At 52.5% G+C, this 21,442-nt stretch carries 21 protein-coding genes; 10 read left to right on the plus strand and 11 right to left on the minus strand.

Features of this window, described 5'->3' with window-relative positions; all coding sequences use genetic code 11:
• Positions 1–19 precede the first annotated feature (19 nt).
• The 9 genes from atpD (at position 20) to phoU (ending at position 10,874) form a co-directional block, all read left to right on the plus strand.
• Positions 20–1,402 (plus strand): F0F1 ATP synthase subunit beta, encoded by a 1,383-nt coding sequence (gene atpD, locus OGX94_RS17070; RefSeq protein WP_003023806.1) that lies wholly within the window; start codon positions 20–22, stop codon positions 1,400–1,402.
• A 20-nt stretch (positions 1,403–1,422) separates the two neighbouring features.
• Positions 1,423–1,842, plus strand: a complete 420-nt coding sequence (locus OGX94_RS17075) for a F0F1 ATP synthase subunit epsilon (protein WP_003023809.1) — start codon at positions 1,423–1,425, stop codon at positions 1,840–1,842.
• A 663-nt stretch (positions 1,843–2,505) separates the two neighbouring features.
• A complete protein-coding gene (glmU, locus tag OGX94_RS17080) occupies positions 2,506–3,876 on the plus strand; it encodes a bifunctional UDP-N-acetylglucosamine diphosphorylase/glucosamine-1-phosphate N-acetyltransferase GlmU (RefSeq protein ID WP_003827028.1) in 1,371 nt (456 codons plus the stop codon).
• A gap of 240 nt (positions 3,877–4,116) precedes the next feature.
• Entirely contained in the window at positions 4,117–5,946 is a 1,830-nt protein-coding gene (gene glmS / locus OGX94_RS17085; protein WP_003827031.1) for a glutamine--fructose-6-phosphate transaminase (isomerizing), read from the plus strand.
• Between the two features lie 334 nt (positions 5,947–6,280).
• On the plus strand, positions 6,281–7,321 hold the full coding sequence (gene pstS, locus OGX94_RS17090; protein ID WP_003827033.1) for a phosphate ABC transporter substrate-binding protein PstS: 1,041 nt from the start codon (positions 6,281–6,283) through the stop codon (positions 7,319–7,321).
• A 143-nt stretch (positions 7,322–7,464) separates the two neighbouring features.
• Complete coding sequence (gene pstC / locus OGX94_RS17095) at positions 7,465–8,424, plus strand: phosphate ABC transporter permease PstC (protein WP_003827035.1); 960 nt, start codon at positions 7,465–7,467, stop codon at positions 8,422–8,424.
• Positions 8,424–9,314: a phosphate ABC transporter permease PstA gene (gene pstA / locus OGX94_RS17100; protein ID WP_003827037.1), complete on the plus strand. Its 891-nt coding sequence runs from the start codon at positions 8,424–8,426 to the stop codon at positions 9,312–9,314. Before pstC ends, pstA begins: the two co-directional genes overlap by 1 nt.
• A 46-nt stretch (positions 9,315–9,360) precedes the next feature.
• Complete coding sequence (pstB, locus tag OGX94_RS17105; RefSeq protein ID WP_003023821.1) at positions 9,361–10,134, plus strand: phosphate ABC transporter ATP-binding protein PstB; 774 nt, start codon at positions 9,361–9,363, stop codon at positions 10,132–10,134.
• 14 nt (positions 10,135–10,148) lie between these two features.
• Positions 10,149–10,874, plus strand: a complete 726-nt coding sequence (phoU, locus tag OGX94_RS17110) for a phosphate signaling complex protein PhoU (protein WP_003023824.1) — start codon at positions 10,149–10,151, stop codon at positions 10,872–10,874.
• 121 nt (positions 10,875–10,995) lie between these two features.
• Here the strand turns inward: phoU and yieH are convergent, their stop codons facing one another.
• Positions 10,996–11,661 (minus strand): 6-phosphogluconate phosphatase, encoded by a 666-nt coding sequence (gene yieH, locus OGX94_RS17115; RefSeq protein ID WP_003827040.1) that lies wholly within the window; start codon positions 11,659–11,661, stop codon positions 10,996–10,998.
• Between the two features lie 167 nt (positions 11,662–11,828).
• Here yieH and adeP point away from each other — a divergent pair, with 167 nt between their 5' ends.
• Positions 11,829–13,166, plus strand: coding sequence for an adenine permease AdeP (gene adeP / locus OGX94_RS17120; protein WP_003827042.1), 1,338 nt, complete (start codon positions 11,829–11,831; stop codon positions 13,164–13,166).
• A gap of 56 nt (positions 13,167–13,222) precedes the next feature.
• Here adeP and OGX94_RS17125 read toward each other — a convergent pair whose 3' ends face one another.
• The 10 genes from OGX94_RS17125 to OGX94_RS25000 form a co-directional block, all read right to left on the minus strand.
• A complete protein-coding gene (locus tag OGX94_RS17125) occupies positions 13,223–13,789 on the minus strand; it encodes an NADPH-dependent FMN reductase (RefSeq protein WP_003827046.1) in 567 nt (188 codons plus the stop codon).
• A 30-nt stretch (positions 13,790–13,819) separates the two neighbouring features.
• Positions 13,820–14,566, minus strand: coding sequence for a 4'-phosphopantetheinyl transferase family protein (locus tag OGX94_RS17130; RefSeq protein WP_003827048.1), 747 nt, complete (start codon positions 14,564–14,566; stop codon positions 13,820–13,822).
• 166 nt (positions 14,567–14,732) lie between these two features.
• Positions 14,733–15,692, minus strand: coding sequence for an HTH-type transcriptional regulator YidZ (gene yidZ, locus OGX94_RS17135; RefSeq protein ID WP_126956572.1), 960 nt, complete (start codon positions 15,690–15,692; stop codon positions 14,733–14,735).
• Positions 15,661–16,842, minus strand: coding sequence for an MFS transporter (locus OGX94_RS17140; protein ID WP_003827053.1), 1,182 nt, complete (start codon positions 16,840–16,842; stop codon positions 15,661–15,663). The genes yidZ and OGX94_RS17140 overlap by 32 nt, the downstream gene beginning before the upstream one ends.
• Before the next feature lie 183 nt (positions 16,843–17,025).
• Complete coding sequence (mnmE, locus tag OGX94_RS17145) at positions 17,026–18,390, minus strand: tRNA uridine-5-carboxymethylaminomethyl(34) synthesis GTPase MnmE (RefSeq protein WP_164563293.1); 1,365 nt, start codon at positions 18,388–18,390, stop codon at positions 17,026–17,028.
• Between the two features lie 105 nt (positions 18,391–18,495).
• Positions 18,496–20,142: a membrane protein insertase YidC gene (yidC, locus tag OGX94_RS17150; RefSeq protein ID WP_003827058.1), complete on the minus strand. Its 1,647-nt coding sequence runs from the start codon at positions 20,140–20,142 to the stop codon at positions 18,496–18,498.
• 2 nt (positions 20,143–20,144) lie between these two features.
• On the minus strand, positions 20,145–20,402 hold the full coding sequence (gene yidD, locus OGX94_RS17155; RefSeq protein ID WP_003023846.1) for a membrane protein insertion efficiency factor YidD: 258 nt from the start codon (positions 20,400–20,402) through the stop codon (positions 20,145–20,147).
• Positions 20,366–20,725 (minus strand): ribonuclease P protein component, encoded by a 360-nt coding sequence (gene rnpA, locus OGX94_RS17160; RefSeq protein WP_003844432.1) that lies wholly within the window; start codon positions 20,723–20,725, stop codon positions 20,366–20,368. Before rnpA ends, yidD begins: the two co-directional genes overlap by 37 nt.
• A gap of 17 nt (positions 20,726–20,742) precedes the next feature.
• Positions 20,743–20,883 carry a 50S ribosomal protein L34 gene (gene rpmH / locus OGX94_RS17165; RefSeq protein ID WP_003023858.1) on the minus strand — a complete coding sequence of 47 codons (141 nt, stop codon included), beginning with the start codon at positions 20,881–20,883 and terminating at the stop codon, positions 20,743–20,745.
• A gap of 228 nt (positions 20,884–21,111) precedes the next feature.
• Positions 21,112–21,267: a hypothetical protein gene (locus tag OGX94_RS25000; RefSeq protein WP_418219453.1), complete on the minus strand. Its 156-nt coding sequence runs from the start codon at positions 21,265–21,267 to the stop codon at positions 21,112–21,114.
• Between the last annotated feature and the right edge of the window lie 175 nt (positions 21,268–21,442).

The following is a 21,442-nucleotide window of genomic DNA, read 5'->3' on the forward strand; positions in this document are numbered from 1 at the left end:
AATTCGTAGAGGATTCAAGATGGCTACTGGAAAAATTGTCCAGGTAATCGGCGCCGTGGTTGACGTCGAATTCCCTCAGGATGCCGTACCGCGCGTGTACGATGCTCTTGAGGTTATGAATGGTAAAGAGAGCCTGGTGCTGGAAGTTCAGCAGCAGCTCGGCGGCGGTATCGTACGTACCATCGCCATGGGTTCTTCCGACGGTCTGCGTCGTGGTCTGGAAGTTAAAGACCTCGAACACCCGATCGAAGTCCCGGTAGGTAAAGCAACCCTGGGTCGTATCATGAACGTCCTGGGTCACCCGATCGACATGAAAGGCGATATCGGTGAAGAAGAGCGTTGGGCTATCCACCGCGCAGCACCTTCCTACGAAGAGCTGTCCAGCTCTCAGGAACTGCTGGAAACCGGCATCAAAGTTATCGACCTGATGTGTCCGTTCGCTAAGGGCGGTAAAGTCGGTCTGTTCGGTGGTGCGGGTGTAGGTAAAACCGTAAACATGATGGAGCTGATCCGTAACATCGCGATCGAACACTCCGGTTACTCCGTGTTTGCGGGCGTAGGTGAACGTACTCGTGAGGGTAACGACTTCTACCACGAAATGACCGACTCCAACGTACTGGACAAAGTATCCCTGGTATATGGCCAGATGAACGAGCCGCCGGGCAACCGTCTGCGCGTTGCACTGACCGGTCTGACCATGGCTGAGAAGTTCCGTGACGAAGGTCGTGACGTTCTGCTGTTCGTTGATAACATCTACCGTTACACCCTGGCCGGTACAGAAGTATCTGCACTGCTGGGTCGTATGCCATCAGCGGTAGGCTACCAGCCGACCCTGGCGGAAGAGATGGGTGTTCTTCAGGAACGTATCACCTCTACCAAAACCGGTTCTATCACCTCCGTTCAGGCGGTATACGTACCTGCGGATGACTTGACTGACCCGTCCCCAGCAACCACCTTTGCTCACTTGGATGCAACCGTGGTACTGAGCCGTCAGATCGCTTCTCTGGGTATCTACCCGGCAGTTGACCCGCTGGACTCCACCAGCCGTCAGTTGGATCCGCTGGTTGTTGGTCAGGAACACTACGACACCGCGCGTGGCGTACAGTCCCTGCTGCAGCGTTATCAGGAACTGAAAGACATCATCGCCATCCTGGGTATGGATGAACTGTCTGAAGAAGATAAACTGGTGGTAGCACGTGCGCGTAAGATCCAGCGCTTCCTGTCCCAGCCGTTCTTCGTTGCGGAAGTATTCACCGGTTCTCCGGGTAAATACGTTTCCCTGAAAGACACCATCCGTGGCTTTAAAGGCATCATGGAAGGCGAATACGACCACCTGCCAGAGCAGGCGTTCTACATGGTTGGTTCTATCGACGAAGCCGTGGAAAAAGCCAAAAAACTTTAACGCCTTAATCGGAGGGTGATATGGCAATGACTTACCACCTGGACGTCGTCAGCGCAGAGCAACAAATGTTCTCTGGTCTGGTCGAGAAAATCCAGGTAACGGGTAGTGAAGGTGAACTGGGTATTTTCCCGGGTCACGCACCGCTGCTCACCGCCATTAAGCCTGGTATGATCCGCATCGTTAAACAGTTCGGTCATGAAGAGTTTATCTATCTGTCCGGCGGCATTCTCGAAGTGCAGCCTGGCAGTGTGACCGTACTGGCTGATACCGCGATTCGCGGACAGGATCTCGATGAAGCGAGAGCCCTGGAAGCGAAGCGTAAGGCTGAAGAGCACATTAAGAGCTCTCATGGTGACGTGGATTACGCTCAGGCATCTGCGGAACTGGCCAAAGCGATCGCGAAACTGCGCGTTATCGAGTTGACCAAAAAAGCGATGTAACACCGGCTTGAAAAGCACAAAGGCCAGTCTGGTTTCCAGGCTGGCTTTTTTTATGGATTTGTTTCAGTAAAAGTGGAACTAAAAAGCTGTTTTATTATTTTGTGATTTACATCACAAATAATGTTGATCGGTTAAAAAATGAGGCGTAGACTCTTTTTATGTGATGTGCGTCACAAAATTAATTCAGATAAAAACAGGATACCAACATGAAATTGTTTAACAAAATCATCGCCCTTTTCAGCAACATGGACGTTTAGCCATACCTGTTGTTATGTGGCGCGATGCTTCACATCGTTGAGAGCAAGCGCCATTTATTTAGCTCCTTACCCTCTTGTATGTACACTCCTCCTCTCCCCCCAATTCTTGTCTTATCCATTTTTCTGCTTCTCACTGAATCACATAAATAAAATCGTTCTATGCTGATGTAATGCTTTATTCATGCGGTAAAAAAATAGCAAAAACATTAACCTAAGGCTTTAATAAGAGCAGACTCCTGGTTTTTGGGAGACAAAAGACGCAGATATAGACGAAAATAGTGAGTTATCAGATGGGGAATCCCCCCTGTTGAACGTTTTATCCTCGGTCCATTTCACGCTGAAAAAAATGTAGTATTTTCAATGTGAAACGGTATAAATTCGTTCTCAAATTACAGTCAGGACGTGTATGTTGAATAATGCTATGAGCGTTGTGATCCTTGCCGCAGGCAAAGGCACGCGTATGTATTCCGATCTTCCTAAAGTGCTGCACACCCTCGCAGGAAAGCCGATGGTTCAGCATGTCATTGATGCAGCTAATGAATTAGGTGCGACTCATGTACATCTTGTCTACGGACACGGTGGCGATCTGCTTAAGCAAACGCTGAAAGATGGCAATCTGAATTGGGTTCTGCAGGCTGAGCAGTTGGGTACCGGCCATGCAATGCAGCAGGCGGCGCCATTCTTTAGTGATGACGAAGACATTTTAATGCTCTATGGCGATGTGCCGCTGATCTCTACCGATACCTTACGTCGCCTGCGTGAAGCCAAACCGCAGGGTGGTATCGGTTTGTTAACGGTAAAACTGGACGACCCTTCCGGCTATGGGCGTATTACGCGCGAAAACGGTAACGTCACAGGGATCGTCGAGCACAAAGATGCAACTGACGAGCAGCGTCAAATCCAGGAAATCAACACAGGCATTCTGATTGCCAACGGCGCTGACATGAAGCGTTGGCTGTCTAAACTGACCAACAACAACGTGCAGGGTGAATACTACATCACCGATATCATCGCGATGGCGTATCAGGAAGGACGTGAAATTGCTGCGGTACATCCGGCACGAATCAGTGAAACGGAAGGGGTAAATAACCGCCTTCAGTTATCCCGTCTGGAACGTGTGTATCAGTCCGAGCAGGCAGAAAAACTGCTGCTGGCGGGCGTGATGCTGCGCGATCCTGCACGTTTTGATCTTCGCGGTACGCTGATTCACGGGCGCGATGTTGAAATTGATACTAACGTTATCATTGAAGGTAACGTAACCGTTGGGGATCGCGTCAAGATTGGCGCTGGCTGCATCATCAAAAACAGCGTGATTGGTGAGGGTTGTGAGCTTAGCCCGTACAGTGTGGTGGAAGATGCCCATCTGGAAGCCGCTTGCACCATCGGTCCATTCGCGCGTCTGCGCCCGGGTGCTGAGCTGCAGGAAGGCGCACACGTGGGTAACTTCGTCGAAATGAAAAAAGCGCGTCTGGGTAAAGGCTCTAAAGCTGGTCATTTGACCTATCTGGGCGATGCGGAAATTGGCGATAACGTGAATATCGGCGCGGGTACGATCACCTGCAACTACGATGGTGCCAATAAGTTTAAAACCATTATTGGTGATGATGTGTTTGTGGGTTCTGATACTCAGCTGGTGGCGCCTGTCACCGTGGGTAAAGGTGCGACGATTGCCGCCGGAACCACCGTAACGCGTAATGTCGCCGATAATGAACTGGTATTAAGCCGTGTACCTCAGGTTCATAAACAGGGCTGGCAGCGTCCGGTGAAGAAGAAGTAATTTATTTTTGCCGGATGGCGGCTTTGCCTTATCCGGCCTACGTGCGGTGACGTTCTGTAGGCCTGATAACCGTGAGCGCCATCAGGCAGACAAGAGATGAGGGGATAATATAATCCTCCGCTCAACAAGCAGTACCTATAAAAATAACCCCACTCTCTACAAGGCTCGGGGCGCCCGGAATACGGGTATCAGGTTGACCGACAACGACAGGCACAATGCCTAAATTCGGAATCAAAAAATATGTGTGGAATTGTTGGCGCTATCGCGCAGCGTGATGTAGCTGAAATCCTTCTCGAAGGTTTACGTCGTCTGGAATATCGTGGTTATGACTCTGCTGGTCTGGCCGTTGTCGATGCTGAAGGCAACATGACCCGTCTGCGTCGTCTGGGTAAAGTGCAGATGCTGACTGCTGCTGCGGAAGAACATCCGCTGCATGGTGGTACTGGTATTGCTCACACCCGCTGGGCGACACACGGTGAACCTTCAGAAGCGAACGCGCATCCCCATGTTTCTGAACACATTGTTGTGGTGCATAACGGCATCATTGAAAACCATGAACCACTGCGTGAGCTGTTGAAAACGCGTGGCTACACCTTTGTTTCTGAAACCGACACCGAAGTGATTGCTCACCTGGTGCACTGGGAGCTGGAACAGGGTGGTACGCTGCGTGAAGCCGTGCTGCGTACTATTCCGCAGCTGCGCGGTGCCTACGGCACGGTGATCATGGATACCCGTAACCCGGAAACCCTGCTGGCGGCCCGTTCTGGCAGCCCGCTGGTGATTGGTCTGGGTATGGGGGAGAACTTTATCGCTTCCGATCAGCTGGCACTGCTGCCGGTAACCCGTCGCTTCATCTTCCTGGAAGAGGGTGATATCGCGGAAGTGACCCGTCGTTCGGTCTCTATTTTCGACAAGTCTGGCGCGGAAGTGAAACGTCAGGATATCGAATCTAATCTGCAATACGATGCGGGCGAAAAAGGTATTTATCGCCACTACATGCAGAAAGAGATCTACGAACAGCCGAACGCAATTAAAAACACGCTGACCGGCCGTATCAGCCACGGTGAAGTGGATTTAAGCGAGCTGGGTTCGCATGCCAACGAGCTGCTGTCTCAGGTTGAGCATATCCAGATTATCGCCTGTGGTACGTCGTACAACTCCGGTATGGTGTCCCGCTACTGGTTTGAATCGCTGGCTGGCATTCCTTGTGATGTCGAAATTGCTTCCGAATTCCGCTATCGCAAATCCGCCGTGCGTCGTAACAGCCTGATGATCACCCTTTCCCAGTCAGGTGAAACGGCAGATACCCTGGCGGGTCTGCGCTTATCCAAAGAGTTGGGCTATCTGGGCTCGTTGGCTATTTGTAACGTACCGGGCTCTTCTCTGGTGCGCGAATCCGACCTGGCGATGATGACCAATGCTGGTACCGAAATCGGCGTGGCCTCCACGAAAGCATTTACCACTCAGCTGACCGTTCTGCTGATGCTGGTGGCGAAACTGTCTCGTCTGAAAGGCCTGGATGTGGCTATTGAGCAGGAAATCGTTCACGGTCTGCAGGCGCTGCCGAGCCGTATTGAGCAGATGCTGTCTCAGGACAAACGCATTGCCGCTCTGGCTGAAGGTTTCTCTGATAAACACCATGCGCTGTTCCTGGGCCGTGGCGATCAGTACCCGATTGCGCTGGAAGGCGCGCTGAAGCTGAAAGAGATCTCTTATATTCACGCTGAAGCTTATGCCGCAGGCGAACTGAAACACGGTCCGCTGGCGCTGATTGATGCCGATATGCCGGTTATCGTAGTCGCGCCGAACAACGAACTGCTGGAAAAACTGAAGTCCAACATTGAAGAAGTTCGCGCCCGTGGCGGTCAGCTGTACGTCTTTGCTGACCAGGATGCTGGCTTTACCAGCAGCGAAAACATGCACATCATTGAGATGCCGCATGTGGAAGAGGTGATTGCACCGATCTTCTACACCGTTCCGCTGCAGCTGCTGGCGTATCATGTGGCGCTGATTAAAGGCACCGACGTGGATCAGCCGCGTAACCTGGCTAAGTCGGTTACCGTAGAGTAATCCGTACCTAACTGAACTGAAAATGCCCTGCTATAAGCGGGGCATTTTTTTAAACTTGTTCTGTTTTTAATCAATTATCCCGCCTGTTTTATGTGACAAACCGTCATCTTCAGCTACTGTTTGCAGTGTCATAAAAAGAAAATTTTAGCGAAATATTATTGTCATGGTAATAGTTAACATTTTGTTTTAAATGTATTTTTAGATAAATAGTTTTCCGTATTTTTCATTGTCATAAAACTGTCATATTTCGTACATTTAACTGTCACCTGTTTGTCCTATTTTGCTCACAGTAGCAACTCAAACAACAATTTACGAAAACCGTGCAGGAGACATTATGAAAGTTATGCGTACCACTGTCGCAACTGTTGTCGCCGCGACCTTATCCATGAGCGCGTTCTCTGCGTTTGCAGCAGCGAGCCTGACAGGTGCAGGTGCAACCTTCCCTGCGCCAGTGTATGCCAAATGGGCAGATACCTATCAGAAAGAGACCGGTAGCAAAGTAAACTACCAGGGTATCGGCTCCTCCGGTGGTGTAAAACAAATTACGGCCAATACCGTTGATTTCGGCGCTTCTGATGCACCGCTGTCTGACGAGAAACTGGCACAAGAAGGCCTGTTCCAGTTCCCGACCGTTATCGGCGGTGTGGTGCTGGCGGTGAATATCCCAGGACTGAAATCCGGCGAGCTGGTGCTTGACGGTAAAACGCTGGGCGACATCTACCTCGGTAAAATTAAGAAGTGGGATGACGAAGCCATCACCAAACTGAACCCAGGTCTGAAGCTGCCTTCGCAAAATATCGCCGTTGTGCGTCGCGCTGATGGTTCTGGTACTTCCTTTGTCTTCACTAGCTACCTGGCGAAAGTGAACGAAGAGTGGAAATCTAAAATTGGTTCCGGCTCTACCGTTAACTGGCCGACCGGTCTGGGCGGTAAAGGTAACGACGGTATCGCCGCGTTCGTACAGCGTCTGCCGGGTTCTATCGGTTACGTTGAGTACGCTTACGCTAAGCAGAACAACCTGGCGTACACCAAGCTGGTCTCTGCTGATGGCAAACCGGTAAGCCCGACCGAAGAAAACTTTGCCAACGCCGCTAAAGGCGCTGACTGGAGCAAAACCTTCGCTCAGGATCTGACTAACCAGAAAGGTGACGATGCGTGGCCAATCACTTCCACCACCTTCATCTTGGTCCATAAAGAGCAGAAGAAGCCTGAGCAGGGCGTTGAAGTGCTGAAATTCTTCGACTGGGCATACAAAAATGGTGGCAAACAGGCTAATGACCTGGATTACGCCAGCCTGCCGGACAGCGTGGTTGAGCAGATTCGTGCTGCATGGAAGACCAACGTGAAAGACAGCAGCGGTAAAGCGCTGTACTAATAGAATATCTTTAACGAGTTGGCGGATGGCGCTACGCTTATCCGCCCTACAGTTCCGACTGTAGGCCCAATTTGTAGGCCGGATAAGCGTAGCGCCATCCGGCAGGGCAATTTCGTAAACGCGTTTAACTTAAAGAGTGATTTATGGCTGCAACCAAGCCTGCTTTTAACCCACCGGGTAAAAAGGGTGACATGATATTCAGCGTGCTGGTAAAACTGGCTGCGCTGATTGTGCTATTGATGTTGGGTGGCATTATTGTCTCTCTGGTTATCTCCTCCTGGCCAAGCATTCAGAAATTTGGTTTCTCCTTTTTGTGGACCAAAGACTGGGATGCGCCGAACGATATCTACGGCGCGCTGGTACCTATTTACGGTACGCTGGTCACCTCGTTTATTGCATTGCTGATTGCCGTTCCGGTGAGTTTCGGCATTGCGCTGTTCCTGACTGAACTTGCACCTGGCTGGCTGCGTCGCCCGTTGGGTATCGCTATTGAACTGCTGGCAGCAATTCCGAGTATCGTATACGGCATGTGGGGCCTGTTTATCTTTGCCCCGCTGTTTGCGACTTACTTCCAGGAGCCGGTCGGGAACATCCTTTCCAACATTCCGTTTGTTGGCGCATTGTTTGCCGGCCCGGCGTTTGGTATCGGTATTCTGGCGGCTGGTGTGATCCTCGCTATCATGATCATTCCGTACATTGCTGCGGTTATGCGTGATGTGTTCGAACAAACGCCGGTGCTTATGAAAGAGTCAGCCTACGGCATCGGCTGTACCACCTGGGAAGTTATCTGGCGTATCGTCCTGCCGTTCACCAAAAATGGTGTGATCGGCGGTGTGATGCTGGGTCTGGGCCGCGCGCTGGGTGAAACAATGGCGGTGACCTTTATCATTGGTAACACCTACCAGCTCGATAGCGCCTCGCTGTACATGCCGGGCAACAGTATTACCTCTGCGCTGGCGAATGAATTTGCCGAAGCGGAATCTGGCCTGCACGTTGCTGCGTTGATGGAACTGGGTCTGATTCTGTTTGTGATCACCTTCATCGTACTGGCGGCGTCTAAGTTCATGATCATGCGCCTTGCGAAGAACGAGGGGGCACGCTAATGGCTACGCTTGAAATGCAAAACACCACTGCGCTGGCGGAGTCCCGCCGTAAAATGCAGGCACGTCGCCGTCTGAAGAACCGCATCGCGCTGACGCTCTCTATGGCGACCATGGCGTTCGGTCTGTTCTGGCTCATTTGGATCCTGATGTCCACGATCACCCGTGGTATTGACGGTATGTCGCTGGCGCTGTTCACCGAAATGACGCCTCCGCCGAATACAGCGGGTGGTGGTCTGGCGAACGCCCTGGCCGGTAGCGGACTGTTAATTCTGTGGGCGACCGTGTTTGGTACACCGCTTGGCATTATGGCGGGTATCTACCTGGCAGAGTACGGACGTAAGTCCTGGCTGGCTGAGGTTATCCGCTTTATCAACGACATTCTGCTGTCTGCACCATCAATCGTGGTCGGTCTGTTCGTTTACACCATCGTGGTAGCAAAAATGGAACACTTCTCTGGCTGGGCAGGCGTTATCGCGCTGGCGCTGCTGCAGGTGCCCATTGTTATCCGTACCACGGAGAACATGCTCAAGCTGGTGCCGGATAGCCTGCGTGAAGCCGCCTATGCACTGGGTACGCCGAAGTGGAAAATGATTTCTGCGATCACCCTGAAGGCGTCTGTCTCGGGGATCATTACAGGCGTTCTGTTAGCGATTGCTCGTATCGCAGGTGAAACGGCTCCGTTGCTGTTTACGTCGCTCTCCAACCAGTTCTGGAGCACCGACATGATGCAGCCTATCGCCAACCTGCCGGTCACTATCTTTAAGTTTGCGATGAGCCCGTTTGCTGAGTGGCAGCAACTGGCCTGGGCCGGGGTACTGATTATTACCCTGTGCGTACTGCTGCTGAACATTCTGGCGCGCGTCATTTTCGCGAAGAAGAAACACGGTTAATTTTTACGGCGTGGCTGATGCGGCGCCGAATGAGGAAGAGATTGAAATGAGTATGGTTGATACTGCCCCGGGTAAGATTCAGGTTCGTGATTTGAACTTCTACTATGGCAAATTCCATGCCCTGAAGAACATCAACCTGGATATTGCTAAAAACCAGGTAACGGCGTTTATCGGGCCGTCAGGCTGTGGTAAATCGACGCTGCTGCGTACGTTCAACAAAATGTTTGAACTGTACCCGGAGCAGCGTGCGGAAGGTGAAATCCTGCTGGATGGCGACAATATTCTCACCAATACCCAGGATATCGCTCTGCTGCGTGCCAAAGTGGGCATGGTATTCCAGAAGCCAACGCCGTTCCCGATGTCCATCTACGACAACATCGCTTTTGGCGTGCGTCTGTTTGAGAAACTCTCGCGTGCGGATATGGACGAGCGTGTGCAGTGGGCATTGACCAAGGCCGCATTGTGGAACGAAACCAAAGATAAATTACACCAGAGCGGGTACTCTCTCTCGGGTGGTCAGCAGCAGCGTCTGTGTATTGCGCGTGGTATCGCCATTCGCCCGGAAGTGCTTCTGCTCGATGAGCCATGTTCAGCGCTCGACCCTATTTCTACCGGGCGTATCGAAGAGCTGATCACTGAGCTGAAAGAGGATTACACCGTTGTTATCGTTACCCACAACATGCAGCAGGCTGCGCGTTGTTCCGATCACACGGCATTTATGTACCTGGGCGAGTTGATTGAGTTCAGCAACACGGACGATCTGTTCACCAAGCCCGCGAAGAAACAAACTGAAGATTACATCACCGGTCGTTACGGCTGATTCAGGAGCTTGTTGTGGATAACCTTAACCTTAATAAACATATTTCCGGCCAGTTCAATGCAGAGCTGGAAAGCATCCGTACCCAGGTGATGACCATGGGCGGCATGGTCGAGCAGCAGCTTTCTGATGCAATCACGGCGATGCACAACCAGGACAGCGAGCTGGCGAAGCGCGTCATTGAAGGCGATAAGAACGTCAACATGATGGAAGTGGCGATCGACGAAGCCTGCGTGCGTATCATCGCCAAGCGTCAACCGACAGCGAGCGACCTGCGTCTGGTGATGGCGATTATCAAAACCATCGCTGAGCTGGAACGTATTGGCGACGTGGCGGACAAAATTTGCCGTACCGCGCTGGAGAAGTTCTCGCAACAGCACCAGCCGCTGCTGGTAAGCCTGGAATCACTGGGCCGCCATACCGTACAAATGCTGCATGACGTTCTGGATGCGTTTGCACGTATGGATCTGGACGAAGCAGTGCGTATTTATCGCGAAGATAAGAAAGTTGACCAGGAATATGAAGGCATCGTGCGTCAGCTGATGACTTATATGATGGAAGACCCACGTACCATTCCAAGCGTGCTGACCGCGCTGTTCTGCGCACGTTCCATCGAACGTATCGGTGACCGCTGCCAGAATATCTGCGAATACATCTTCTACTTCGTGAAGGGACAAGACTTCCGTCACGTGGGCGGCGATGAGCTGGATAAGCTGCTGGCAGGCAAAGATCCGAAAGAATAAGCAGTTTGTTGCGTTCGCCGGGTTCCCCCGGCGTCGCTATTGTAGGCCGGATAAGGTGTTACGCCGCATCCGGCATTCTGCGCCATTCGCCTGATGGCGCTTTACTTATCGGGCCTACTGTTTATTCGACGATATTCCAACCCCGCGCCTTCCACAATTCCGGCAACTGTGCCAGATCGGTAAACGTCGTCACTTTTGGATGATCGATCGGTTTGTTATGTGGATCGGCGCAGAAGTAGAACACTTCCATCCCGGCGGCAATCCCCGCCTGCGCACCTGCGCTGGAATCATCAACCAGAATGCAGTTCTCAACGTTAACGTCCATCGCTTTCGCCGCATGGAACATCAGGGCCGGATCGGGCTTCCAACGCTGAATATCGTAGCCGCTGAACAGTAAATCAGGGAAATGGTGCAACATGCCCAGCTTACCCAGCGAATGCTGCATTTTGCTGACTGGACCGTTAGAGACCACACACATTGGTACGGCCATACTGTCCAGTAGCGCATTGGCACCGGCAATCACCTCCAGTTCCGTATCGAACAGACGTGCGACCTCAGCGCGGTAAACCGGTTCTAAATCGGCTTTTGCCAGTTCGACACCGTGCTCTTCGTTGATAATGTCGATGATCTCGTACAGCTTTACCCCCTTGAAGCGTTTGAAAATTTCTTCAAGATCGAGCGTAATGCCAAACGCCTGGAACATGCTGACATACGCGCGAGAACAAATCACTTCACTGTCGACAAGGGTACCGTCACAGTCAAAAAATACGGCTTCTATCTGGGACATGTCATTTCCGTTTTAACAAGTTTAACGTTTTCGTAATGCATTATTGGGCGACGCAATCGTTGCCGTATAAGCAAAATCAATGAAAAAAGTTGCTCATAACCCAACCCTATTGTCGCATTTTGGTATAGGATAGCGACGAATTTTCCCTCCTTGTTCGGAAATTGATAATGAGTCAACAACACACAACCCAGGCTTCTGGCCAGGGGATGCTGGAACGCGTGTTCAAACTGCGCGAACATGGCACGACGGCACGGACCGAAGTGATCGCCGGTTTAACGACCTTCCTGACGATGGTGTATATCGTTTTTGTTAACCCGCAAATTCTTGGCGTGGCTGGCATGGATACCAGCGCTGTCTTTGTTACCACCTGCCTTATTGCTGCATTTGGTAGCATCCTGATGGGCCTGTTTGCCAACCTGCCGGTCGCACTTGCGCCTGCTATGGGCCTGAACGCATTCTTCGCTTTCGTGGTCGTTGGCGCGATGGGGCTGTCATGGCAGATTGGTATGGGCGCTATCTTCTGGGGCGCTGTTGGTCTGCTGCTGCTGACGATTTTCCGCGTTCGTTACTGGATGATTGCCAATATCCCGGTTAGCCTGCGTGTGGGGATCACCAGCGGTATTGGTCTGTTCATCGGCATGATGGGGCTGAAAAACGCCGGTGTTATCGTCGCCAACAAAGACACGCTGGTGTCTATCGGTAACCTGACGTCCCACAGTGTACTGCTCGGTATCCTGGGCTTCTTTATCATCGCGATTCTGGCGTCACGTAACATTCACGCGGCGGTGCTGATTTCTATCATTGTAACCACGCTACTGGGCTGGATGCTGGGCGATGTCCATTACAACGGTATCGTTTCTGCGCCACCGAGCGTGATGTCTGTTATCGGACATGTCGACCTGGCCGGTTCGTTTAACATTGGCCTGGCGGGTGTGATTTTCTCGTTCATGCTGGTTAACCTGTTCGACTCCTCCGGTACGCTGATTGGCGTTACGGATAAAGCCGGTCTGGCGGATGCGAAGGGCAAGTTCCCGCGCATGAAGCAAGCGCTGTATGTGGATAGCGTGTCGTCGGTTACCGGGGCGTTTATCGGGACTTCTTCCGTTACTGCGTATATCGAATCTTCTTCCGGGGTTTCGGTCGGTGGACGTACCGGTCTGACCGCTGTGGTCGTTGGTCTGCTGTTCCTGCTGGTTATCTTCCTGTCGCCGCTGGCGGGGATGGTACCGGGTTATGCAGCCGCTGGTGCGCTGATTTACGTTGGCGTCCTGATGACATCAAGCCTGTCGCGCGTGAAGTGGGATGACCTGACAGAAGCGGTTCCGGCGTTTATTACCGCCGTGATGATGCCCTTTAGCTTCTCAATTACCGAAGGTATTGCACTGGGCTTTATTTCTTATTGCGTGATGAAGATTGGTACCGGACGTTTCCGCGATCTCAGCCCGTGCGTCATCATTGTCGCGCTGCTGTTTGTGCTGAAGATTGTGTTTATCGACGCGCACTAATCGCTGTTTATTTGCCCATATGTAAACAAGCCCGGCATATCGCCGGGCTTTTTCTTTTATGCTTTCACGCGCTGAATGTAGTCGCCAAATGCGGTCAATTGACCGGTCAGATGGTCCAGCGTGCTTTGGTCGATCACTTCACCTGTCTGCGGGTCTACTTTGTTCTGAATGACGCCGCCCATAAATTCCGGCTTGTTCATTACCATGGCGTCGAGGAATACCAGGATCTGACGCAGATGATACTGGCAGCGCGCGCCGCCAATAGCGCCCATAGAACTGGTCTGGATCAGCACCGGCTTACCCGATAATGGCTGATCGGGCAGGCGGGACAGCCAGTCGATGGCGTTCTTCAGTCCGCCCGGAACAGAATAGTTATATTCAGGTGTGACGATGACGACACCGTCAGCCTTTCTGATTTGCTCAGCCAGCGCTTCTACGCTGGCCGGAAAACCTTCTTCCTGCTGGAGGTCGGCATCGTACAGAGGGATATCACCAATCGACGGCAGCGCGTTCACTTCCATTCCCGCTGGAGCAATCTTGGGCAGCGTACGGGCAACCATTCCATTAAACGAACCTTTGCGCAGACTTCCCAGTAACGTAACAACATTCAATGTTTCAGACATGGTGGCTCCTGTTTCATCATGAAGGTTAAATCAAAGCGTATGGCTCTTCGCTGCACATAATTGAGAGAACCGGATCAGACGACCCGTTGGCTCATTGGCGCGAGTCTGGATATCAGGCAAACTTTTCCAGTCCTGTTTACCATCAAACTCCCAAACCTTGAGTTTTTCAATGGTTGGCGTAACCGCAACTGACCACACCAGTACATCTTCCGCATCGCAAATGGCTTCAACCTGCGCCACATGGGCACATTTCAGACGCCCTGCGCCGGGTAAAAGCTGGAGCTCACGCGGATCGTCATTGCACACATCGCCAGTGAGTTTGAGTACGCTCTGGCGCAATGTAATGAGCTGCGCGCGTGCTTCGTTGGGATCGTTTTGGTTATTGATCCACAGGTTTTCGTTACTGGAGAAGCGCCACGTTTCCGCTGAATTTGGATTGTGAAACCCGCGGGTGGCCCGCTGAAGTTCCATATCCAGGCCGCACGTTCCTTCAGTTGTTAGCACAACGCCGACGATATTCCCGGCATAGGAAATCGAAAAACCCGGCAGGTTCTTATCGCGAAAAACGGGCTTACCTTTGGCCTGAGTAACAATTTCGGGCAGCGTGCTGGTGCCGTAAAGCATAAACATCAGTTCAGCGAGAAGACTTCGGGAAGCCAGGAAACGTGTCCGGCGATGAGCGGGTAGATCTCTTGCTTCGATATGACATGGAGAAGGGAGGCGAGCTGAAACCAGGTGTCCCTCCGTAAGAATCCCTCTGGCAAAATGTGTCGCCATTTGTCGCTCCGTGATTAATGGTCCGTGATTATTACCAGAGTAACATTTACACGGCCTCCGGGCAGGCTTTGCTGCCCAAAAACTAAGCGAAAATGGGAGACATTACGCGATATTTACATTTCTGTTGCCAGAATGGTCGATTTAGCAACACCAAAATGAAGGATCGTCAGGAGATATCGCGATAAAGCGCCTTGATCGTGTCTTTTAGCCAGACGATCTTAGGATTGTGGCTGTTGCGTTTATGCCAAAGAAGAGTGAACGGTACGCGCATTTTTTCCAGTTGCGCCGTATCAAATGGCATCGGCCGTGCAACGAGTGGAAGCTGGTGGAGTTGGTTATAACGCTGGCAATAGACCGGTGCGGTGGCTATCAGCGCGTGATCCGGCTGCGCGGCCATAAACAGCGATTGCTCAAAACCGGGCAGACATAACGCGATATTGCGTGCGCGTCCCATTTCTTGCAGGACTTCATCCAGCGCCCATGTATCGCTTTGCTCCCAGCTAATGCTGATGTGCGGATAGCGCAGAAAGGTGTCCAGATTCCACTCTTCCTGCAGTGCGGGATGATCTTCACGTAGCCAGACGCAAGGCAGATCGGAAAACAGCACTTCATGGTCGATCGACAATGGCAACAAACTCAGCAGTTCGCGCGAACGCGGATGGCTTTCGCGCCCGGTAAAGCCAATATCCACTTCACCGCGAATAATGGCATCCAGCGAGTCATAGTCCCAGTTGCGTATTTTGATTGTCGCCTGGGGATAGCGCAGATAAATCTGCTGGGAGAGCGCATTGAACATGATCATCACCAACGGCGTCTCGGCCGCCAGATCAAACTTCAGCCCGCGTGGAGACTCATGGTGCGGCTTATCGAGCAACTGATTGCCCATCTGCATCCATTCAGCAAGGCTCTGCTCCATGCTGACCATCAGCGGCGTCGGCGATAGCCCCAGCGGGGTGTTCACAAACAAGGGATCATCAAACCAGGTCCGCAGCTTCGACAGCGACTTACTGACCGCCGACGGCGTGACGTTCATCCGTTTGGCGGTTTTAGTGACGCTGCGTTCCTGCATCAACAGCTGCAGGCAGAGCAATAAATTAAGATCGAGACTGCTGAGGGATTTCTTCATGAGTTGGCGCGGACCGGTTAGGTGCAACAGTGATAATCAGCATGATACTCACTATGCTACAGCCAATCAGAATCCCGATCAGCATATTCAGCGCATCAAGGCCAAGAACCGCCGCCAGCCAAATCCACAGCGAGGAACCGCAAACCTGCGCAATACCTAATGCCGAGCTGGCGACGCCCGCGCGCAGCGAGAACGGCCCAAGCGCCTGGCTCATCGCAACACCGAAGCCGACCGAGAATCCAGCGCAGATTAACGTCAGCCCGAAAAGCGTTACTGCGTGTGAAGTGGCAAGGGTTAACACCACGCCGGCACACAGAAACAGCACCTGTGAGGTCAGCATCAGAACGCGAGGCTTAAATACGCTCAGAGCAAATGGCGTAGAGAAAGAGACCGCCATACTGATGCCTGCGGTCATGGCCATCGTGGTAGCGTACTCACCACGGTCGAAGCCCATCACTTCCATCAGCAGCACCGGAGATGTGTTCACGAAGGTCAGGATCACCGACACGCTGAGGGTGGTAATGGCCAGACGGCTTAAGAAAAAACGGTTTACCAGTGATTCGGTTGTGTGGTTCTTTTCCGTCGTCGCCATAAGCGTTGCTGGGCGCGATTCTCGCAGGACAAATACCGACAGCAGGCAAACGGCAACGCCCATACCCATCATCGTGTAGAACAGGCTCTGCCACGGGAATTTGAGCATAATCAGATGCCCCATCACCGGAGCCAGCACCGGCACGATACAGGTAATACCGTTCAACAACGACAGTACCTTCGCCCGACGGCGATCGTCGAGTGTGTCGCGCAGGATAGCGAAAGCCACCACGTAGCAACAGCCCGCACCTACGCCCTGAATAAAACGACCTATGAGGAATGGCGTACCGCTTTCGGCGAAAGAACATAGTGCAGAGGCGAAAATAAAGATGAGTGCGCCGACTATGGCGACCGGTTTGCGACCTGACTGGTCGGCAATTTTACCGGCGAACAGCATCGCCGTCGCCATTCCCGCCAGATAAACCGAAAACGCGATATGCAGTTGTGCCTCGCTGGCCTGTAAATCGGCAGCAATACGGGGCAGCCCCACCAGATACATATCAATACCGGCAGGATAAAGAAGAACCAGGGCGAAACTGCAGATTAGAAAGCGTGTCATAGCGACCTCATAAGAAATGTGGCGCTAAGCATACGGTCAGAGAGTCAACTGCACGAGTTGCCATTTGGACAACAGTGATTTCCACATGGGAAATTGTTGTTGCCGGGTGGCGGCGTAAACGCCTTCTCCCGGCCTACGGGGCCTGTAGGCCCGGTTAGCATCGCGTCACCGGGCAACACAACGTTACTTACCAATACAGAAGCTGGAGAAAATCCGTCCCAGCAGATCGTCGGAGGTAAATTCTCCGGTGATCTCACTGAGGTTCTGCTGCGCCAGGCGTAGCTCCTCAGCCAGCAATTCTCCGGCCCATGCTCCGAGCAGTTGGGCTTTACCCTGCTCGAGATGCTCCGCCGCTTCTGCCAGCGCCTGCAGGTGACGACGACGGGCCAGGAAGCCGCCTTCCATATTGGTTTCAAAGCCCATGCTCTGTTTGAGATGGTTACGCAGCACGTCAACGCCTTCACCGGTACGCGCGGAGAGGCGAACCAGTGAGTGGCCATTTACTTCGCTAAGGCCCAGCGTCTCACCGGTAATATCCGCTTTGTTACGTACCACGGTGATCGGCAGTTTGGCTGGCAGACGGGCAATAAAGTCTGGCCAGATATCTGCCGGGTCCACGGCGTCGGTGGTGGTGCCATCCACCATAAACAGTACACGGTCGGCCTGTTCAATTTCCTGCCAGGCACGTTCGATACCGATGCGTTCAACTTCATCGCTGGCATCACGTAGACCGGCGGTGTCGATGATGTGCAGAGGCATACCGTCGATATGAATATGCTCACGCAGCACGTCGCGAGTAGTCCCAGCGATATCGGTGACAATGGCCGCCTCACGGCCAGCCAGCGCGTTCAGCAGGCTTGATTTCCCGGCATTTGGCCGACCGGCAATCACCACCTTCATCCCTTCGCGCAGCAGGCTGCCCTGACGCGCTTCCGCACGCACGGCATCAAGATCGGTGATAACGCTGTTGAGTTGCGCTGCAATCTTGCCGTCAGACAGGAAGTCGATTTCTTCATCCGGGAAGTCGATCGCTGCTTCAACATAGATGCGCAGGTGAGTGAGCGCTTCCACAAGATGATTTACCCGTGCGGAAAATGCGCCCTGCAACGAGTTCAGCGCCGAGCGAGCGGCTTGCTCTGAGCTGGCATCGATCAGGTCGGCAATCGCCTCGGCCTGGGCTAAATCGAGCTTATCATTGAGAAACGCTCGCTCGGAGAATTCACCCGGTCTGGCAATGCGCAGCCCGGGAATGGTCAGAATACGTTTGAGCAGCAGGTCAAGAATCACCGGACCGCCGTGGCCCTGAAGCTCTAAAACGTCTTCACCGGTAAAGGAGTTTGGGCCGGGGAACCACAAGGCAATCCCCTGATCCAGCGCGCTGCCATCCGCGTCTTTGAACGGCAGATAATCGGCATAACGCGGTTTGGGCAGTTTCCCAAGTACGGTTTCTGCGACCTCACGCGCTTTCAGGCCGGAGATACGCAGGATACCCACGCCACCACGTCCCGGTGGCGTGGCCTGAGCGACGATGGTGTCGTTATGGCTCATGGTTTGTCTCTTCTTAATGCAATAAAAAAGGCGGTCTAATGACCGCCCTTTACTTTATGTTCCGTTTGCCGGATGGCGGCTTCGCCTAATCCGGCCTACACCGAATCAGGAGTTTTTCTTCTCGCGGCTATGCAGGCCACGTTTCTCCAGACCACGGTAAATCAGCTGCTGCTGAATAATGGTTACCAGGTTGCTGACGATATAGTACAGCACCAGACCTGACGGGAACCACAGGAAGAACACGGTGAAGATGACCGGCATGAAGGTCATGATCTTCTGCTGCATCGGGTCGGTTACGGTGGTCGGAGACATCTTCTGAATGAAGAACATCGTCACGCCCATCAGAATCGGCAGGATGTAGTATGGGTCCTGTGCAGACAGGTCATGGATCCACAGGGCGAACGGCGCATGACGCAGTTCAATGGAGCCCATCAGCATGTAGTACAACGCCAGGAAGATTGGCATCTGGATGATCAGCGGGAAGCAGCCGCCCAGCGGGTTTACCTTCTCAGCTTTGTACAGGGCCATCATTTCCTGGCTCTGACGCTGTTTGTCATCGCCCAGACGTTCACGCATAGCCTGAATCTTCGGCTGCAGCATACGCATCTTCGCCATGGATGTGTACTGCGCTTTGGTCAGCGGGTACATGATGCCACGAACGATAAAGGTGATAACGATGATGGAGAAGCCCCAGTTACCCAGGAAGCTATGGATCCACTTCAGCAGTTTAAACAGCGGCTGAGAAATGAACCACAACCAGCCGTAGTCCACGGTCAGATCCAGGTGCGGTGCAACGGCCGCCATTTTATCCTGAATTTCCGGGCCGACCCACAGGGTGCTGGTCATCGCGCCAGTCTGGCCAGGCTGTACCAGTACCGGCTGTGATTTATAGCCGATAGCGGCAATGCCGTTACCCAGGTTAGCGGTATAGAAGTTGTTGGTGCCGTCGTTACGCGGAACCCATGCCGTTGCGAAATACTGTTGCAGCATTGCGACCCAGCCGTCTTTAGCATTGACGTTCAGGTTTTCGTTTTCAGCAATGGTGTCGAATTTGTATTTCTCATACTTCTCATCCGGCGTGGAGTACGCCGCGCCACGGAAAGTGTGCAGCGCAAAGTTGCTGCTACCGGTGTCACGATGAGATGGCAGATTGATGGATTGCTTCAGCTGACCAAAGGTGGAGATTTCCAGCGGTTTTTCGCCGGCGTTCTGCACGCTGTAGTTAACGTTGACAGCATATTCACCACGCTTAAGAACAAACGTTTTAGTGAATGTGTTACCCGCTGCGTCAGTATAGGTCATCGGGATCTGCAGTTCGTTCTGACCGTCAGCCAGTACAAACGCGTCTTTATCGACGTTGTACAGCGGACGCGGGCCGTTAGCCGGGTTATCCGGGCCGTCACGACCTGTCAGGCCACTCTGTGCCTGGTAGATGAACTGTGGCGTGGTTTCCAGTAACTGGAACGGTTCGGTAGAACCGAGTTCTTTCGGGTAAGCTGGCAGTGAAGCCTGTTCCACATCACCACCACGGGTGTTGATGGTCAGATCAAGCACGTCAGTTTTAACCGTAATCAGTTTCCCCTGGCCACTGGCCGGTACGCCCTGGTCTGCGGCGCTACCCGCTGCGGTGGTCGTTGTCTGCGTGGTCTGTTGGGCCTGAGGTTGCGGGTTTTTATCCTGCTCCCAGGCTTGCCAGATCATGAAAGACACGAACAGCAAAGCGATGACTAAAAGATTGCGTTGCGAATCCATCGTTAGTGTTCTCTGGTATCAAATGGTCCGGGCGGGACGGGATCGTCACCACCAGGGTGTAAAGGGTGGCATTTTAATACGCGTTTCACCGTCAACCAACTGCCTTTTATCACTCCAAACCTGCGCAATGCCTCAATTCCGTAGCTCGAACAGGTTGGAGTGAAACGGCAATGCGGCCCAAGCAGCGGACTGATCAGGCGTTGATAGACCCGAATGAGGGCTATCAGGACCCGCGAGCCAGGCGACAATGGCGACGCCATAATTTTTCCAACGCTTCCGAGAGAGCACGGTTATCGAGGTCAGCAACCCCTTTTTTCGCCACCACCACGAAATCCATTGCTGGAAGCTCGTGCTGACGTAAACGGAAGCTTTCACGCGTCAGACGTTTAATCCGATTGCGTTCATGCGCACGCTTAACATTTTTCTTGGCGACTGTAAGACCGATACGGGGATGCCCCAGCGAATTCAGGCGGCCGAGGATGGTGATTTGCGGCGTGCCAGCCCGTTGTGGCTGCTGGAAGACGAATGTGAAATGAGTGGGAGTTAACAAACGTAACTCCCTGGGAAATGCGAGCTTAACCACTCAGGGGCTAGCTTTTATTACTTAGAAACGGTCAGACGAGAACGGCCTTTAGCACGACGACGTGCCAGAACCTGACGACCATTTTTATTAGCCATACGAGCACGGAAGCCGTGAGAACGGTTGCGCTTCAGTACAGACGGTTGAAAAGTGCGTTTCATGGCGATTTCTACCTAAACTTGAATAAATTCACTGACTTTTGCGTATACCCGAACGAATTTCGAACGACTTACGCCACAGTGTGGGTGATTAAAGAGGCCGGATTGTAATAATTGTACACTCCGGAGTCAATTCTCTTTCCTTATTTCCCGCTTTTTTCCGCATGGTTTCGCGTAAAAAACAGGCAGCGTTGACGCCGTAAGGCGACCGTTACTCGCTGGGGGTAAGAATTATACGGGCTGGTGGATAAAGCGCAAGGATCGCTCGGGATCTTTATTAGATCGTTTAAGCAGTAAAGCATCTTTACTCATTAATTTTTTCAATATGCGCGCTAAAACCTGCAGCACTTCTCCAGGATCGTTTACACTTAGCCGATTCTGGATCATCCTGTGGATAAATCGGGAAGAATCTGTGAGAAACAGAAGATCTCTTTCTCAGTTTACGCTATGATCCGCGGTCCTGATCGTTTCAATGGATCCTGATCGGGTAAAAATTGCAGATAGCAATTCGCACGTCACCCTTTGCATAGGGTCTTGTCGATGTGCGTCAACAATCATGAAT

It is taken from the genome of Citrobacter sp. Cpo037 (assembly GCF_030332945.1).
Classification (GTDB): Bacteria; Pseudomonadota; Gammaproteobacteria; order Enterobacterales; family Enterobacteriaceae; genus Citrobacter; species Citrobacter portucalensis.

Bases quoted from the DNA above. Each gene is read 5' to 3' on its own strand.
- atpD (WP_003023806.1), top strand. From the start codon at position 20: ATGGCTACTGGAAAAATTGTCCAGGTAATCGGCGCCGTGGTTGACGTC.
- OGX94_RS17075 (WP_003023809.1), top strand. From the start codon at position 1,423: ATGGCAATGACTTACCACCTGGACGTCGTCAGCGCAGAGCAACAAATG.
- glmU (WP_003827028.1), top strand. From the start codon at position 2,506: ATGTTGAATAATGCTATGAGCGTTGTGATCCTTGCCGCAGGCAAAGGC.
- glmS (WP_003827031.1), top strand. From the start codon at position 4,117: ATGTGTGGAATTGTTGGCGCTATCGCGCAGCGTGATGTAGCTGAAATC.
- pstS (WP_003827033.1), top strand. From the start codon at position 6,281: ATGAAAGTTATGCGTACCACTGTCGCAACTGTTGTCGCCGCGACCTTA.
- pstC (WP_003827035.1), top strand. From the start codon at position 7,465: ATGGCTGCAACCAAGCCTGCTTTTAACCCACCGGGTAAAAAGGGTGAC.
- pstA (WP_003827037.1), top strand. From the start codon at position 8,424: ATGGCTACGCTTGAAATGCAAAACACCACTGCGCTGGCGGAGTCCCGC.
- pstB (WP_003023821.1), top strand. From the start codon at position 9,361: ATGAGTATGGTTGATACTGCCCCGGGTAAGATTCAGGTTCGTGATTTG.
- yieH (WP_003827040.1), bottom strand. From the start codon at position 11,661: ATGTCCCAGATAGAAGCCGTATTTTTTGACTGTGACGGTACCCTTGTC.
- adeP (WP_003827042.1), top strand. From the start codon at position 11,829: ATGAGTCAACAACACACAACCCAGGCTTCTGGCCAGGGGATGCTGGAA.
- OGX94_RS17125 (WP_003827046.1), bottom strand. From the start codon at position 13,789: ATGTCTGAAACATTGAATGTTGTTACGTTACTGGGAAGTCTGCGCAAA.
- OGX94_RS17130 (WP_003827048.1), bottom strand. From the start codon at position 14,566: ATGGCGACACATTTTGCCAGAGGGATTCTTACGGAGGGACACCTGGTT.
- yidZ (WP_126956572.1), bottom strand. From the start codon at position 15,692: ATGAAGAAATCCCTCAGCAGTCTCGATCTTAATTTATTGCTCTGCCTG.
- OGX94_RS17140 (WP_003827053.1), bottom strand. From the start codon at position 16,842: ATGACACGCTTTCTAATCTGCAGTTTCGCCCTGGTTCTTCTTTATCCT.
- mnmE (WP_164563293.1), bottom strand. From the start codon at position 18,390: ATGAGCCATAACGACACCATCGTCGCTCAGGCCACGCCACCGGGACGT.
- yidC (WP_003827058.1), bottom strand. From the start codon at position 20,142: ATGGATTCGCAACGCAATCTTTTAGTCATCGCTTTGCTGTTCGTGTCT.
- yidD (WP_003023846.1), bottom strand. From the start codon at position 20,402: ATGGCGTCGCCATTGTCGCCTGGCTCGCGGGTCCTGATAGCCCTCATT.
- rpmH (WP_003023858.1), bottom strand. From the start codon at position 20,883: ATGAAACGCACTTTTCAACCGTCTGTACTGAAGCGCAACCGTTCTCAC.
- OGX94_RS25000 (WP_418219453.1), bottom strand. From the start codon at position 21,267: ATGATCCAGAATCGGCTAAGTGTAAACGATCCTGGAGAAGTGCTGCAG.